General features: G+C 56.6%; 15 protein-coding genes. 2 read left to right on the top strand and 13 right to left on the bottom strand.

Annotation, left to right across the window (positions count from 1 at the left end):
• Positions 1-83 precede the first annotated feature (83 nt).
• The 10 genes from rnc to NYE48_RS09185 form a co-directional block, all read right to left on the bottom strand.
• Positions 84-794: a ribonuclease III gene (gene rnc / locus NYE48_RS09230; protein WP_036714478.1), complete on the bottom strand. Its 711-nt coding sequence runs from the start codon at positions 792-794 to the stop codon at positions 84-86.
• A 12-nt stretch (positions 795-806) separates the two neighbouring features.
• A complete protein-coding gene (gene fabF, locus NYE48_RS09225; protein ID WP_212948894.1) occupies positions 807-2045 on the bottom strand; it encodes a beta-ketoacyl-ACP synthase II in 1239 nt (412 codons plus the stop codon).
• A 133-nt stretch (positions 2046-2178) separates the two neighbouring features.
• Positions 2179-2412 carry an acyl carrier protein gene (gene acpP, locus NYE48_RS09220; RefSeq protein ID WP_019638123.1) on the bottom strand — a complete coding sequence of 78 codons (234 nt, stop codon included), beginning with the start codon at positions 2410-2412 and terminating at the stop codon, positions 2179-2181.
• Between the two features lie 102 nt (positions 2413-2514).
• The gene (gene fabG / locus NYE48_RS09215) at positions 2515-3264 is read right to left on the bottom strand and encodes a 3-oxoacyl-[acyl-carrier-protein] reductase (protein WP_212948892.1); all 750 of its coding nucleotides are present in this window, start codon (positions 3262-3264) and stop codon (positions 2515-2517) included.
• A 51-nt stretch (positions 3265-3315) separates the two neighbouring features.
• Positions 3316-4239 (bottom strand): ACP S-malonyltransferase, encoded by a 924-nt coding sequence (gene fabD / locus NYE48_RS09210; protein ID WP_340998204.1) that lies wholly within the window; start codon positions 4237-4239, stop codon positions 3316-3318.
• A 145-nt stretch (positions 4240-4384) separates the two neighbouring features.
• Positions 4385-5374 (bottom strand): beta-ketoacyl-ACP synthase III, encoded by a 990-nt coding sequence (locus tag NYE48_RS09205; protein WP_036714469.1) that lies wholly within the window; start codon positions 5372-5374, stop codon positions 4385-4387.
• Entirely contained in the window at positions 5371-6381 is a 1011-nt protein-coding gene (gene plsX / locus NYE48_RS09200) for a phosphate acyltransferase PlsX (RefSeq protein WP_036714467.1), read from the bottom strand. The genes NYE48_RS09205 and plsX overlap by 4 nt, the downstream gene beginning before the upstream one ends.
• Position 6382: 1 nt before the next feature.
• On the bottom strand, positions 6383-6961 hold the full coding sequence (gene fapR / locus NYE48_RS09195; RefSeq protein ID WP_036714465.1) for a transcription factor FapR: 579 nt from the start codon (positions 6959-6961) through the stop codon (positions 6383-6385).
• A 200-nt stretch (positions 6962-7161) separates the two neighbouring features.
• On the bottom strand, positions 7162-7335 hold the full coding sequence (rpmF, locus tag NYE48_RS09190) for a 50S ribosomal protein L32 (RefSeq protein WP_036645943.1): 174 nt from the start codon (positions 7333-7335) through the stop codon (positions 7162-7164).
• 59 nt (positions 7336-7394) lie between these two features.
• Positions 7395-7904: a YceD family protein gene (locus NYE48_RS09185; RefSeq protein WP_036714501.1), complete on the bottom strand. Its 510-nt coding sequence runs from the start codon at positions 7902-7904 to the stop codon at positions 7395-7397.
• Between the two features lie 203 nt (positions 7905-8107).
• On the opposite strand from NYE48_RS09185, the gene NYE48_RS09180 reads away from it, so the two are divergent.
• Positions 8108-9370 (top strand): nucleotidyltransferase, encoded by a 1263-nt coding sequence (locus NYE48_RS09180; RefSeq protein ID WP_340998199.1) that lies wholly within the window; start codon positions 8108-8110, stop codon positions 9368-9370.
• On the opposite strand, the gene NYE48_RS09175 is transcribed toward NYE48_RS09180, so the two are convergent.
• On the bottom strand, positions 9367-10407 hold the full coding sequence (locus NYE48_RS09175) for a SepM family pheromone-processing serine protease (protein WP_036714499.1): 1041 nt from the start codon (positions 10405-10407) through the stop codon (positions 9367-9369). The genes NYE48_RS09180 and NYE48_RS09175 overlap by 4 nt on opposite strands.
• 101 nt (positions 10408-10508) lie before the next feature.
• On the opposite strand from NYE48_RS09175, the gene NYE48_RS09170 reads away from it, so the two are divergent.
• Positions 10509-11726 (top strand): nucleoside recognition domain-containing protein, encoded by a 1218-nt coding sequence (locus NYE48_RS09170; protein WP_340998196.1) that lies wholly within the window; start codon positions 10509-10511, stop codon positions 11724-11726.
• Here the strand turns inward: NYE48_RS09170 and coaD are convergent.
• A complete protein-coding gene (gene coaD / locus NYE48_RS09165) occupies positions 11723-12217 on the bottom strand; it encodes a pantetheine-phosphate adenylyltransferase (protein ID WP_036714462.1) in 495 nt (164 codons plus the stop codon). The genes NYE48_RS09170 and coaD overlap by 4 nt on opposite strands.
• On the bottom strand, positions 12201-12815 hold the full coding sequence (gene rsmD / locus NYE48_RS09160; RefSeq protein WP_036714459.1) for a 16S rRNA (guanine(966)-N(2))-methyltransferase RsmD: 615 nt from the start codon (positions 12813-12815) through the stop codon (positions 12201-12203). Before rsmD ends, coaD begins: the two co-directional genes overlap by 17 nt.
• Positions 12816-13113: the final 298 nt, after the last annotated feature.

Raw genomic sequence — 13113 nt, 5'->3', positions numbered from 1 at the left:
GAAGAAAGAGCAAAAAGCAGTCTGAAGGCTACTGCCGTTCATCATGTGCGACTGCTCTTTGCTCTTTGTTTGTCCTTGAATACTTACAGGGAGCCGTCCGTTCCCGCGAGCTTCAGCTGCTTCAGGGCGACTGCCGCAGCCTGCTGCTCGGCTTCTTTCTTGGAGCGGCCCGTTCCTCTTCCTACGCGCTCATTTCCCATATATACCTCGGAGACAAACTCACGTTCATGCGCCGGACCCCGTTCTTCGACGATCCGGTATTCCAAAGCGCCCATATTATGATGCTGCGTCAATTCCTGCAGCTCCGTCTTGAAATCGCTCATATGGAGATTGCCCCCGGATTCGACTTGGGGAAAAACGTAGGTCTGCAAAAACGAACGGGCCGCTTCCAGGCCCTGATCGAGATAAAGGGCGCCGACAAACGATTCGAAAACGTCCGCGAGCAAAGCCGGGCGGGTGCGCCCGCCGGTCAGCTCTTCCCCTTTTCCGAGCAGCACGTACTGCCCGAATTCCAAACTTTCCGCAAACTTCACGAGCGACGGCTCGCAGACGATGGCCGCGCGCAGCTTTGTCAGCTCACCTTCGGGACGGTTCGGAAAAAGCCGGTACAGATATTCGGATACCGTCAGCTCCAGCACGGCATCGCCCAGAAATTCAAGGCGTTCGTTATCCTGCTGCTGGCTGAAGCGGTGTTCGTTGACATAAGAAGCGTGGGTAAAGGCCTGTTTCAGCAGCAGCCGATTGTGAAATTGGATTTGAAGTTTCTGCTGTAACTGCTTCAGATCTCCACTCAACAAATCGTCCCCTTACTCATCGAATTTTTTAAGAATGATGGTGGCGTTATGGCCGCCAAAACCAAAAGAGTTGGACATGACGACGTCCAGCTTCGCGTCGCGGGCATGATTCGGAACATAATCCAGATCGCATTCCGGATCCTGATTTTCCAAATTGATCGTCGGCGCGATTTTTTGATGTTCGAGCGACAATCCGCAAATGACCGCTTCGACGCCGCCGGCCGCGCCCAGCAGATGGCCGGTCATCGATTTCGTCGAGCTGACCGCTACCTTGGCAGCATGGTCGCCAAGCGCCTTTTTGATCGCGATCGTTTCGGAACGGTCGCCGACAGGCGTCGAGGTCCCGTGGGCGTTAATGTAGTCGACCGCCTGGGGGTCAAGCCCGGCGTCGCGCAGCGCCATCGTCATGCAGCGTGCAGGCCCGTCCGGATCCGGCTCGGTAATGTGGTAAGCATCGCCGCTCAGGCCGTAGCCGACGACCTCGGCGATAATGCGCGCGCCGCGTTTTTGGGCATGCTCAAGCGATTCCAGAACCAGAATGCCGGCCCCCTCGCCCATGACGAACCCGTCGCGGCCCGTGTCAAACGGACGGCTCGCTTTTTCCGGCTCGTCATTGCGCGTGGACATCGCGCGCATCGCGCAAAATCCGGCCATCCCCGTCGGACGGATCGTCGCTTCGGCACCGCCGCAGATCATGACGTCCGCGTCGCCGCGCTGGATGAGCTTAAACGAATCGCCGATGGCATGCGAACCGGTGGCGCAAGCCGTGACCGGCGTCGTATTCGGCCCCTTCGCCCCGAGCATGATGGACAATTGGCCGGAAGCCATGTTGGCGATCATCATCGGGATGAAAAACGGGCTAACGCGTTTCGGCCCCTTTTCGAGCAAAATGTTGTGCTGGTCTTCCCAAGTTCCGAGACCGCCGATGCCGGACCCGATGGACACGCCGACGCGATTCGCATCCGCATCCTTCGCGATGTCCAGCCCGCTGTGCTGAAGCGCCGATTTTCCGGCCGCTACCGCAAACTGGACGAAGCGGTCCATTTTGCGGGCTTCCTTCTTGTCCATGAAGTTTTCGGGATTAAAATCCTTGACCGAAGCCGCAATTTGCGTAGGATATTCGCTGACGTCGAAAGATTCGATCCGCGAAACCCCCGATTTGCCCGCCATCAAGTTATTCCAAAACGTGTCCAGGTCATGGCCGAGTGCCGTCACAACGCCCATCCCGGTTATAACCACTCTATGCTTCAAGTACGTTCACCTCTATATCGATTGCACGGACGATAGAAGCCCGTCCGGTGCAAATATTCATGTCCATTCGCATTTCACTTTCAAAATGAGGAGAAGTCCCGCCTGTATAGCAGTACGGGACTTATCAAATGACTTAGGTATGAGATTGTATGTAATTTACAACTTCACCTACGGTCGTAATTTTCTCTGCGTCTTCATCAGAGATTTCCAGATCGAATTCGTCTTCCAATTCCATGACGAGTTCAACAACGTCGAGAGAATCAGCACCAAGATCATCTTTAAAAGATGCTTCCAGTGTTACTTCAGCTTCGTCAGCACCCAAACGATCCACGACGATGCGCTTTACACGCTCCAATACATCGGACATCCGGTTCACCTCCTCCTTGGTATTATACGAGAAAAGTTTTCAAAATGCCAGAGGCTATGAAAACGGTTCTCTTTTTGGCCGTTTAGCCTGTTTTTGCGGGCGTTACATATACATGCCGCCGTCTACATGAAGAGTTTGTCCTGTCATATAGGATGCCCCTTCGGAGGCCAGGAAAACCACGACCTTGGCAATTTCCTCCGGCCGGCCGAGACGGGCGAGCGGAATATCCCGAATCATTTTGTCTCTCAGTTCATCCGAAAGCTCGCGGGTCATATCGGTATCGATAAATCCCGGAGCCACGCAGTTCACCGTAATGCCGCGCGAAGCGAGCTCCCGCGCCGATGATTTGGTCAGGCCGATGACACCGGCTTTCGCCGCCACGTAGTTAGCCTGCCCCGCGTTGCCGAGCACGCCGACGACCGAAGAGATGTTGATGATCCGGCCGTAGCGCTGTTTCATCATCGGACGGCTGGCGGATTTGAGGCAGTTGAACACGCCTTTGAGGTTGGTTTCGATCACTTGGTCGAATTCTTCCTCTTTCATGCGCATGATCAGGTTGTCTCTCGTAATTCCCGCATTGTTTACCAGGATGTCGATCCGGCCGAATACGTTCGTTACCTCTTTGATAAGGTTCTCAGCCTGGTCCGATTGCCCGACGTTGGCCTGAACGGCGAACGCCTCGACGCCCAACTGCTTGATCTCATCGACGACAGCCTGCGCGGCGGCTTCGCTGCCCGAATAGTTGACGGCAACGTTCGCTCCGGCTTCGGCAAGCGCAAGCGCGATGCTGCGGCCGATCCCGCGGGATGCGCCGGTAACGAGCGCGGCTTGTCCCTGCAATGGTTTGGACATGCGAATTCTCCTTTCTTCTTAGTATACGGGCATTTCTTTCATCCCGTATTTTTAGAAGCTTGCGGATAGACTTTCAAGCGTATTGATGTTGATCAGCTTCACGGTCTTGTCCATTTTTTTGACGAGCCCCGTCAGCACGTTGCCCGGTCCGATCTCGACGAACGTGTCGACGCCTTCGGCGATCAGGTAAGCCACCGTATCTTCCCAAAGGACGGGAGAATACACTTGCTCGACGAGAAGCTCCCGGATCCGGTCCGCATTTTCGGCCGGACGGGCCGTTACGTTGGCAACGACCGGAACGGCGGGTTCGCTGAACGCGGCCTCCTCAAGCTTCTCCGCCAACTTCTGCGCCGCTTCCTTCATCAAGGAGGAATGGAACGGTCCGCTGACTTCGAGCGGGATCGCCCGTTTGCCCCCGGCTTCCTTCACGCGTTCCCCAACGGCGGCAACGCCTTCTTTGGTGCCGGAAACGACGATTTGTCCCGGGCAGTTGATGTTGGCCATTTCCACCAGATGGCCTTCCTCCGTGACGCTGCGGCACAGCTGCTCCAGAGCCGAACGGTCCGCGCCGAGCACGGCCGCCATGGCTCCTTGTCCGCCGGGAACGGCCGCCTCCATGAATTCGCCGCGGGCACGCACGATTTTCACCGCATCTTGGAAGACAAGAACTCCGGCAGCGACAAGCGCGCTGTATTCGCCCAAACTGTGGCCGGCGACGTAATCGGGCTCGATTCCTTTCTCGCGGAGCGCCGTTAACGCGGCGATGCTCGCCGTCAGCAAAGCCGGCTGCGTATTAAACGTCTTCTTCAATTCGCCGTCCGGGCCTTCGAACATGAGCTTCGAAAGCGGAAATCCCAGCGCGCGGTCCGCGCTGTCGATAATTTCGCGCGAGGCGGCGTGCGCCTCATAAAAGTCGTTGCCCATTCCGACGGACTGGGCTCCTTGTCCAGGAAATATAAATGCCGTTTTACCCATCTTTCGGCTCCTCCCACTAACTTGTGTTGCCTTGCGGGCGCCGGCCGTGTTTTCCCTTAAAGCAACGGTCGGCGGCAGCTTCGGCCTACGTAATGAAACGGGGTCGCGGGATCATCCGGCGTCCCCTAAATTGTTATAAGGGTGATTACCATACCAGAACGGAAGCTCCCCAAGTGAGGCCGCCCCCGAAACCGACCATCAGCACGCAGTCGCCTTCCTTCATCCGGCCCTGCTCCGCCGCTTCGACGAGCGCGAGCGGAATCGACGCCGCCGACGTGTTCGCGTATTTATCCACGTTAATGACGACCTTGTCCTCCGAAAGCTCCAAGCGCTCCATCGCGGATTGGATGATGCGGATGTTGGCCTGGTGAGGCACGAACAGGTCGATATCCGCTTTCGTTTTGCCCGCTTTTTTCAGCACGTCCTCGGTAGCGGTGTTCATGACGCGGACGGCAAACTTGAAGACTTCCCGGCCGTTCATGTAGATGTAATGCTTTTTGCCTTCCAACGTTTCGACCGATGCCGGCAACCGGGAACCGCCCGCTTCCAGCTTAAGCAAGGTGCCTCCGGCTCCTTCGGCGCCCAGGTCGAAGGATTGGAACCCGCGGCCCTCGGGAACTTCGCCGAGAATGACGGCGCCCGCCCCGTCGCCGAACAGGACGCATGTGTTGCGATCCGTATAGTCGGTGATCCGGGAGAGGCAGTCCGCGCCGATGACGAGGGCATTGTTGTACATGCCCGTGCCGATGAAATTGCTGGCCGTCGCCAGCCCGTACACGAACCCGGAGCAGGCTGCGGACAAATCGAAGGCTGCTGCCTTTTTCGCTCCAAGCTTATCCTGCAAAATGCACGCCGTGGACGGGAAGAACGTATCCGGCGTGATCGTCGCCACGATGATCAGATCCAGCTGATCCGCCGTCATGCCGGCAGACTCCAGCGCTTTTACCGCCGCTTCATAACAAAGATCGGACGTCGCCTGGTCTTCGGCCGCGATATGGCGCTCGCGGATCCCCGTGCGGGATACGATCCATTCGTCGTTGGTGTCCACCATTTTTTCCAGGTCGGCGTTTGTCAAAATCTTCTCGGGCACGTACATTCCCGTGCCGATGATACCTACTGGCCGCAATGTATTCATATCGTCACTCTCTTCCCGCTAATTTCGTTTGAAATGCTTTCTACCAGCTTGTTCTGAATGGCAATCCGGGCTTGGCGGACCGCATTTTTGATCGCGTTTCCGTCGGCCGAGCCGTGGCTTTTCACGATCAACCCGCTCAGGCCGAGCAGCGGAGCGCCGCCGTGTTCCTTGTAGTCCAGCTTTTCCTTCAGCCCGCGCATCTGGGGCATGAGGAGCGCGGCTCCCAGCTTGCTTTTGAGGTTGGCCGTGAACTGTTCCTTCAACAGTTTGAACATCGCTCCCGCCGTGCCTTCGACGGCCTTAAGCAAAATGTTGCCCGCAAAGCCGTCGCAAACGAGAACGTCGCAGGTGCCCATCATGATGTCGCGGGCCTCCACGTTGCCGACGAAATGGATCGGCATCTGCTCCAGCAGCGGAAACGTCTGCTTCGTCAGCTCGTTCCCCTTGCCGGGTTCGGTGCCGACGTTCAGAAGGCCGACGCGCGGCCGTTCGACGCCCATCACCTTCTGCCTGTACAGGCTCCCCATCAGCGCGTATTGCGCAAGATGCTCGGGCTTCGCATCCATATTGGCGCCCAAATCCAGCGCCAGGACGCCGGCTCCGTCCAGCGTCGGGATCATCGGCGCGAGGGCCGGCCGCTCGATGCCTTCCATCCTTCCGACGATCAGAAGCCCCGTCGTCATCAGAGCGCCGGTGTTGCCGGCCGAAATCATCGCGTCGGCTTCTTTTTCCTTTAGCATGCGTCCGGCCACGACCATGGAGGCATCCTTTTTGCGCCGAACCGCCTTGACCGGCTCATCCTCCGGACCAATCACTTCGCCCGCATGGCGGACGCCCAGATTGGAAGGGAGCTGGCCGCCGCTTTTCTGAAGCAGCGCTTGAATTTTCGATTCGTCCCCCACCAATACGATTTCCGTATCTTTCCATTCGGCAGCAGCGGCCAAAGCTCCTTCGACGTTGCATTCGGGAGCGTTGTCGCCTCCCATGGCGTCAATGGCGATCCGCATACTACATTCCTCCTTCAATATGATCTTCCCCTGTTGAGCGATAAATGACGAAATTGCCTTGGAACACCATTTCTTCGCCGACGTAGGTAAACACTTCGACCTTGGCTTTTCCCCTGTGTCCGTTCATCGATCTGACGTAAGCTTTGGCGATGCACTTCTCGCCTAAATGGACTTGCCGCAAAAAGCGAATGTCCGCCGAAGCCGTCAGCGCGATTTCGTCGTTGATCAGGGCTACCGCCAATGAGTTCGCCTGGGCGAAGACGTAATGTCCGCGGGCAATATGCGTCCGTGAAAAGACATGCTCTTCCCGGATTTCGAATATGGAGATGCCGCTCTTGTCCAGCTGCAGATCCACAACATCGCCGACAACCTCATCCAACGGAAGCGAACGCACCTGGTCGTAGGAATGCTCGGCCATCTGCTTCATGCGCTCCCTCAGTTCGGGGATGCCGAGCTCCATTCGGTCGAGGCGGATCGTTTGGATGCTGACTTTCAGCTCGCGGGTCAATTCGCGGTCCGTCACAAACGGGTTTTCTTCAATGATTTTCAATAACTGCTGATGTCGCTGTTTCTTGGGCAACCGTTCGATCAGAGGCACCTCCTAAGCATTTTGTAAAATCCGGCGTTAACTCCTGTTATAAAAACGAATTCCGTATCAAATTCGTCCGATCATTTTAGAACCTGGTACTAAAACAGTATATAGCATGGCAAGCCAAAAAGGAAGAGGAGACAAAAAAAATAGCACCTCACCATAGATGAAGTACTACTTGATTTGCCGCATTACTGCGAAATGATTTCTCTAGATTTATACGTTCCGCACACTTTGCATACGTGGTGAGCAAGCTTCAATTCTCCGCATTGTTCACATTTCACCATGCCCGGCACTGCCAGTTTAAAGTGAGTACGACGTTTGTCACGACGTGTTTTGGACGTTCTCCGTTGAGGTACTGCCATGTTCCCACCTCCTTATTTCAATCCACCGGGGGCCGCAGCCTCCGGTAATGCTTGCATACTCATTTGAAAAAATCTTTTAGCGCCGCAAGCCGCGGATCGACCGCTTCCGTATCGCAGTCGCAGGTTCCTTCATTCAAGTCCGTTCCGCACTTCGGGCACAGGCCCTTGCAATCTTCTTTGCAAACTGCGGTCATCGGAATATGAAGTACGAATGATTCCTCCACGTACGGAACAAGATCCACCGTGTCATCGTCCACGTAAATGGTATCGTCATCTTCATCCTGAATCTCTTCAGTCGACTTCATAAGCTTGAACCGCTCGTGGAATGGAATGTTCAGATGCTGATGCACGGGTTTCAAGCAGCGGGAGCATGCCATGTCCAGCTCGATCGAGAGCTTTCCTTGCACATCCACCGCATCCTGTCCGACATAAGTGGCCTCCAGCTCCGCCAAAAGCGGCCGGGGCGCTCTTATATCGCCAAGTCCTTGAACTAAACGGCTTACATCCACTTGCTGTCGGACCTGCAGCGGCTCACTGCCGGCTGCCATTTTTCTAAATTGAAAGTGCATGAACATCACTCCAAACAAACAAAAATTATTATACCGATATCTTCGAAGCTTTGTCAATAGTTTGACCTTTACTTTGCTTTTTTTGGCGTCGCGGTCAAACGCCAAATCCAGAACGGCTCCATCACGGTTATTGTTGCAGGGTTGGCAGGCTTTTATGTTATATTGGATAAAAATCTAACCACGCGGATGGAGTTGAAATCGCCTTGACTGCCGTCGGAATCATCGTCGAATACAACCCGTTGCATAACGGTCATGTCCATCATTACAACGAAGCGAAGAGGCTTTCCGGTGCGGAACATGCCGTTGCGGTGCTGAGCGGCCCCTTCCTTCAGCGCGGCGAACCGGGAATCGTCAGCAAATTCGCCCGCGCCGAGATGGCGCTGGCCATGGGGGCCGATCTCGTCATCGAGCTGCCTGCCGCCTATGCGGTGCAGCCGGCGGAATGGTTCGCTTACGGCGCCGTTTCCCTCCTTCATGCCACGGGCGTCGTGGACAGCCTCTGCTTCGGGACGGAAAGCGGCTCCCTCGACCTGCTGCTCCCCCTCGCCCGCGCGTTGTCGGAAGAAAGCCAAGAGCTCCGGGAGCGGATCGCCTGCCATCTAGGGGAGGGAATGAATTATCCTGCCGCCTACAGCAGGGCGGCCGCCGAGGCGGCGGGACTCCCGCGGGAGGAAAGCGACGTTCTCCGGATCATCCAGCAGCCGAACCATACGCTCGGGCTGCATTATCTCATCGCGCTGAACCGCCTGGACAGCCCCATCCGGCCGCTCACCATCCCGAGGATCCATGCCGGTTACCACGATCAGCAGCCCTCCCACGCGGCCGTCGCCAGCGCGACGGCCGTGCGGAAGATGATCCTCGAGCAGGGGGTAGCCGCGGTCCGGCCCTACGTGCCCGAAACCACGTTTCGCATTCTCGACCGGGAATTCCGCGAAGGCCGGGGCCCCGTCACCTGGAATTCCTTCCGCGGGGCGCTCATGCATATCCTCCTCACCAGCTCCCCGGAAAACCTGGCGGAGTATCACGAGGTCACGGAAGGGCTGGAGCACCGTCTGCGCAAGGCCGTCTTTAGCCTGAAAGAGCCGAACGTGGACGAGCTGCTGAAAGCGCTCAAAACGAAACGGTACACGCATACGAAGCTGCAGCGGATGCTCGCCCAGATCTTGCTGCGCCACACGAAGCGGGAGATGTCGCCCGGGGCGCTTGCCAAGGGACCGGGGTATTTGCGCGTGCTCGGCTTTAACGGCAAAGGGCAGCGGCTGCTGAAGCAAATGAAGAAGACGGCCGCCCTTCCGGTCATCGTCAAGCCGTCTTCGTTCGAGCACCCTCAGCTCACGCTCGATCTCCGCGCCTCTGCGGCCTACGCCAACGCTTTCCCGCATCCGGATACCCAAAGCATGTTCAGGGATTATCTGGAGGCGCCGATCCGTTATACGCCCGGGAATGAAACCGGCGCGTTGCCTTAAGATTTAACCCGGAGGTTCTCCATGTAAGCGATGGCATCCTCCAGCTTCTCCACCGGCACAAGTTTCATGCCGGTTTTTATTTTGTCCGCTTTCGCTTTGGCTTCCGCGTAATTGTCCTTCGGAACGAAAAAGATTTCCGCGTGTTTCCGGTCGGCCGCGACGATTTTATGCTGCACGCCTCCGATCGGGCCTACGTTCCCTTCCTTGTCGATCGTCCCCGTCCCTGCAACCTGGTAACCTTTGGTCAAATCGCCGTCCGTCAGCTGGTTGTAGATTTCCATCGTGAACATCAGTCCGGCGGACGGTCCCCCGACGCGGGTATTTTGGAAATTCACCTGGAGCCCCGGATCTTTGGAGACGACTTTTTGCATGGTCGCGATCGTTACGCCGAGCCCCGGGCGGGTCCGGTTCGTGTCCTTGTCCCTGAGTTCGATCAGCTTCACTTTTTCCTCCAGCGTTCTGCCGTCCCGGATCAATTTGACCGTGACCTGGTCGCCTGCCTTTTTCGTCTTCAGCAGGTTGGTCAATGCCGCATTGTCGGTCACCGGCTTCCCGTCGACTTCGGAAAGGCGGTCGCCCGGCTTGAAATGTTTCCGCGCTTCGTCCCCTTCCGGCGTCGAAAAAATAAACAAATACTGCGGAACGATGCTGTACGGGACGTTCGCTTCGTGGTACGCGGCTTCCATCGCCGAAGATTGCGAATCGCTCATCAAATACACCTGCTCGGCCGCATATTCGTCTTCGCTCCGGTCGCCCAGCCTTGCCTCCTTTTTGTCAATTTCCGCATTCGGGTTAAACGCGGAAACCACCAACATGACAAGGTTGGCATAACTCGCCGATACCGTCGTCATCATAAAAGCCCCCTTTTCGTCGGGGTCCCCTTTTTGCACGGAAAGCATCGGCTTGACCTCATCGGCGCTTCCCGGCTGATAAATGATGTACGGCGTCGGCATGTATACCGTTACGTAAACCAGCAGGGCCACCGCAAAAATATAGAGGATCAGGCGGGACGCTTCCCGCTTTTTCGTGCGCTGCATGTTATTCGCTTCTCTCATTCCATCCTGCTCCCCTGGTCTTATGGTTGTCTTACCCGCATAGATTGGGTACTAGCTATGTTTACTCAGAAGAGGTGAAAATCATGAAAAAAAAGGCCCCTCTCCGCTTCACTCCCGCTGCCGCCACGCTGGTGCTCGGCGCGGGTTCGCTTGCGCTGGTGGCTGCCATCGTCAGTTCCCCTTCGCCGGCCTTTCAGGCCTCCCTGCAGGGTCTCAAATTATGGTGGCAGATCGTTTTCCCGGCGCTGCTCCCTTTTCTCGTTTTGTCTGAAATATTGACTGCTTACGGTTTTATTCACGCTTTGGGCACATGGCTCGAGCCGCTGATGAAACGGCTGTTCAAGCTTCCCGGCGTCGGCGGGTGGGTTCTTGCCATGGGCATGACCACCGGTTTTCCGGGAGGCGCCCAGGCCGCCAAACAGCTGTACGACCAAGGGGATCTCAACGGTCCGGATGCCGGCAAATTGGCCGCCCTTTCCCATTTTTGCAATCCGATGCTGATTCTGGTCGTCATCGCGACCGGGCTGATGCATGAACCTGCGGCAGGATATGTCGTGCTGGCCGTGCATTGGCTCGCCGGACTGCTCGCCTATCTCCTGATCGGCCGCAGAGGCGCAGGTAAAGACGCCGCTTCGCAGGCTGCCGAAAAGCCGGACGAGGGCAAAAACAAACCTTCCATGCTGCGCCGCTCCCTGCACGCCGCCAAAGCGGCCCATGCCAAAGACGGCCGCGGATTCGGCAGGCTGCTGGGCGATTCGGTGACGAATGCCGTTCAAACCTTGATGATGGTCGGCGGGTATATCATTATTTTTGCGGTCGTCATCCAAATCGCCGGCCGCTTTCTCCCTCCCGGACTTCCATCCTATTGGCTGTCCGGAGCGTTCGAGGTTCATCTCGGCACGAACGATGCGAGCACGGCCGCTTTCGCCGCCGAACGGCTGCAGTGGTCCGTCATATCCGCCCTGCTTGGCTTCAGCGGCATCAGCGCCCTGCTGCAGTCGATGTCGGTGCTGAGAAAAGCCGGCATGCGCTGGTTTCCCTTTGCGCTTGTCCGCTTGCTACACGGCGCGCTTGCTTTTGCGGCTGCTTGGCTCGTTTGGCCGCTCGTCCGCTATTTCCCGAAAAACGCGGATCACGCATTCCTTGGGAGCGAAGCGATCTCGTCCGATTGGAACGCCTATTTTTCCCTATGGAAAGCCGTGCCGCAGCTGCTGCAGTGGCAAGGGGCTCTGCTCGCGGCGATGATCGCCTGCTCGCTGTTGTTCAAGCTGCTTCATCCTTCCCGCAAACATACGGGTTAACCGCGCTGCTTCCGCTTTAGCGCTTCCTCCACCTCGGGCGGAACCAGATCCTTCACGTCCCCGTGGTAGGCGGCGATTTCTTTGACGATGCTCGAGCTTAAATAGGAATATTTCGGATTCGTCATCATGAAGACCGTTTCGGCATCCGGATTCAGCTTATGGTTGGCGGACGCCATTTGAAGCTCGTATTCGAAATCCGTCACGGAGCGCACCCCGCGAACGATGGCCTGCGCATTCCGCAGGCGCACGTAATTGGCCGTCAAGTCCTGGAAGCTGTCCACCTGCACATTGGGTAGATGCGTAGTAACCCGCCGGATCAAATCCATCCGTTCTTCAATCGAAAAAAGCGGCTGCTTGCTCCGGTTGATCAGCACGGCCACCACCAGCTCGTCAAATTGCCTTGCCGCGCGCTGGATAATGTCCAGATGCCCCATCGTCACCGGATCGAAGCTTCCGGGATATACTGCGATACGTTTATTCGTCGAACCCATGATCGGCCTCCTTAGCGGCTTCGCCCTCGGGCGAGGCCGCTTTATTTCCGTCGTATTTGTAAATGGAAACTGCCGTTTCCCCGTATGTCGCATGCCGGACGCAGGCGAACGGACCGAACTCTGCCGGGTATTCGTAACCCGATTCATGCTCGAGAACGATCGTCGCCCCGCTTGCCAGCATGTTTTTTTCATGCATCGTTTCCATGAGCTTGTCCCCGTTTTTCATCCGGTACGGCGGGTCCAAAAACACGACGTCCAGCACGACCCCACGCTTTTCAAGCGCTTTAAGCGCGCGTTCCGCCTCATTGCGGTAGACCTCGGCCTGCCCCTCCAGCTTCGTCGCCTTCAGGTTGGCGCGGACCGTTTCGATGCTTTTCGGGTCCATGTCGATAAAAATCGCCTTTTCCATGCCCCTGCTCAGCGCTTCGATGGCCAGCCCCCCCGTTCCCGCAAACAAATCGAGGGCGACTCCCCCGTCAAAAAAAGGACCGATCATGCTGAAAATCGCTTCCTTCACCTTATCCGTCGTCGGACGCGTGCCCATGCCCGGAACCGCCTTCAGCGGTCTTCCTTTGGCGCTTCCCGATACTACTCTCATGTTGCTTCACCCATTTTCGTCAATCAGAATATTTGTCTAATGCTGCTCATTTCTGACGATATCGTACCATAATCACCCCAAATTTGAAAAACGAAGACCTCGGACAATTTTTTTTGGCAAGGGATGTATAAACCGGGGATTACGGGGAATGCTTTAACTATCGACATCAATGAATGTCGTAGACAACCGCGGAAAGCTTACGTTTCCCCATAAGCTCTTCGTCCGGTTTCTCCTCTCCCATGAAAGGGCGTCCCGAAAGGGGCGCCCGATTTTATTTCTAAAGAACCTTTTCCATTGT

The sequence above is a fragment of the Paenibacillus sp. FSL M7-1455 genome, from assembly GCF_038004655.1.
GTDB classification, from domain to species: Bacteria; Bacillota; Bacilli; order Paenibacillales; family Paenibacillaceae; genus Paenibacillus_AQ; species Paenibacillus_AQ cookii.
This window is presented reverse-complemented; position numbering and strand designations above follow the sequence as displayed.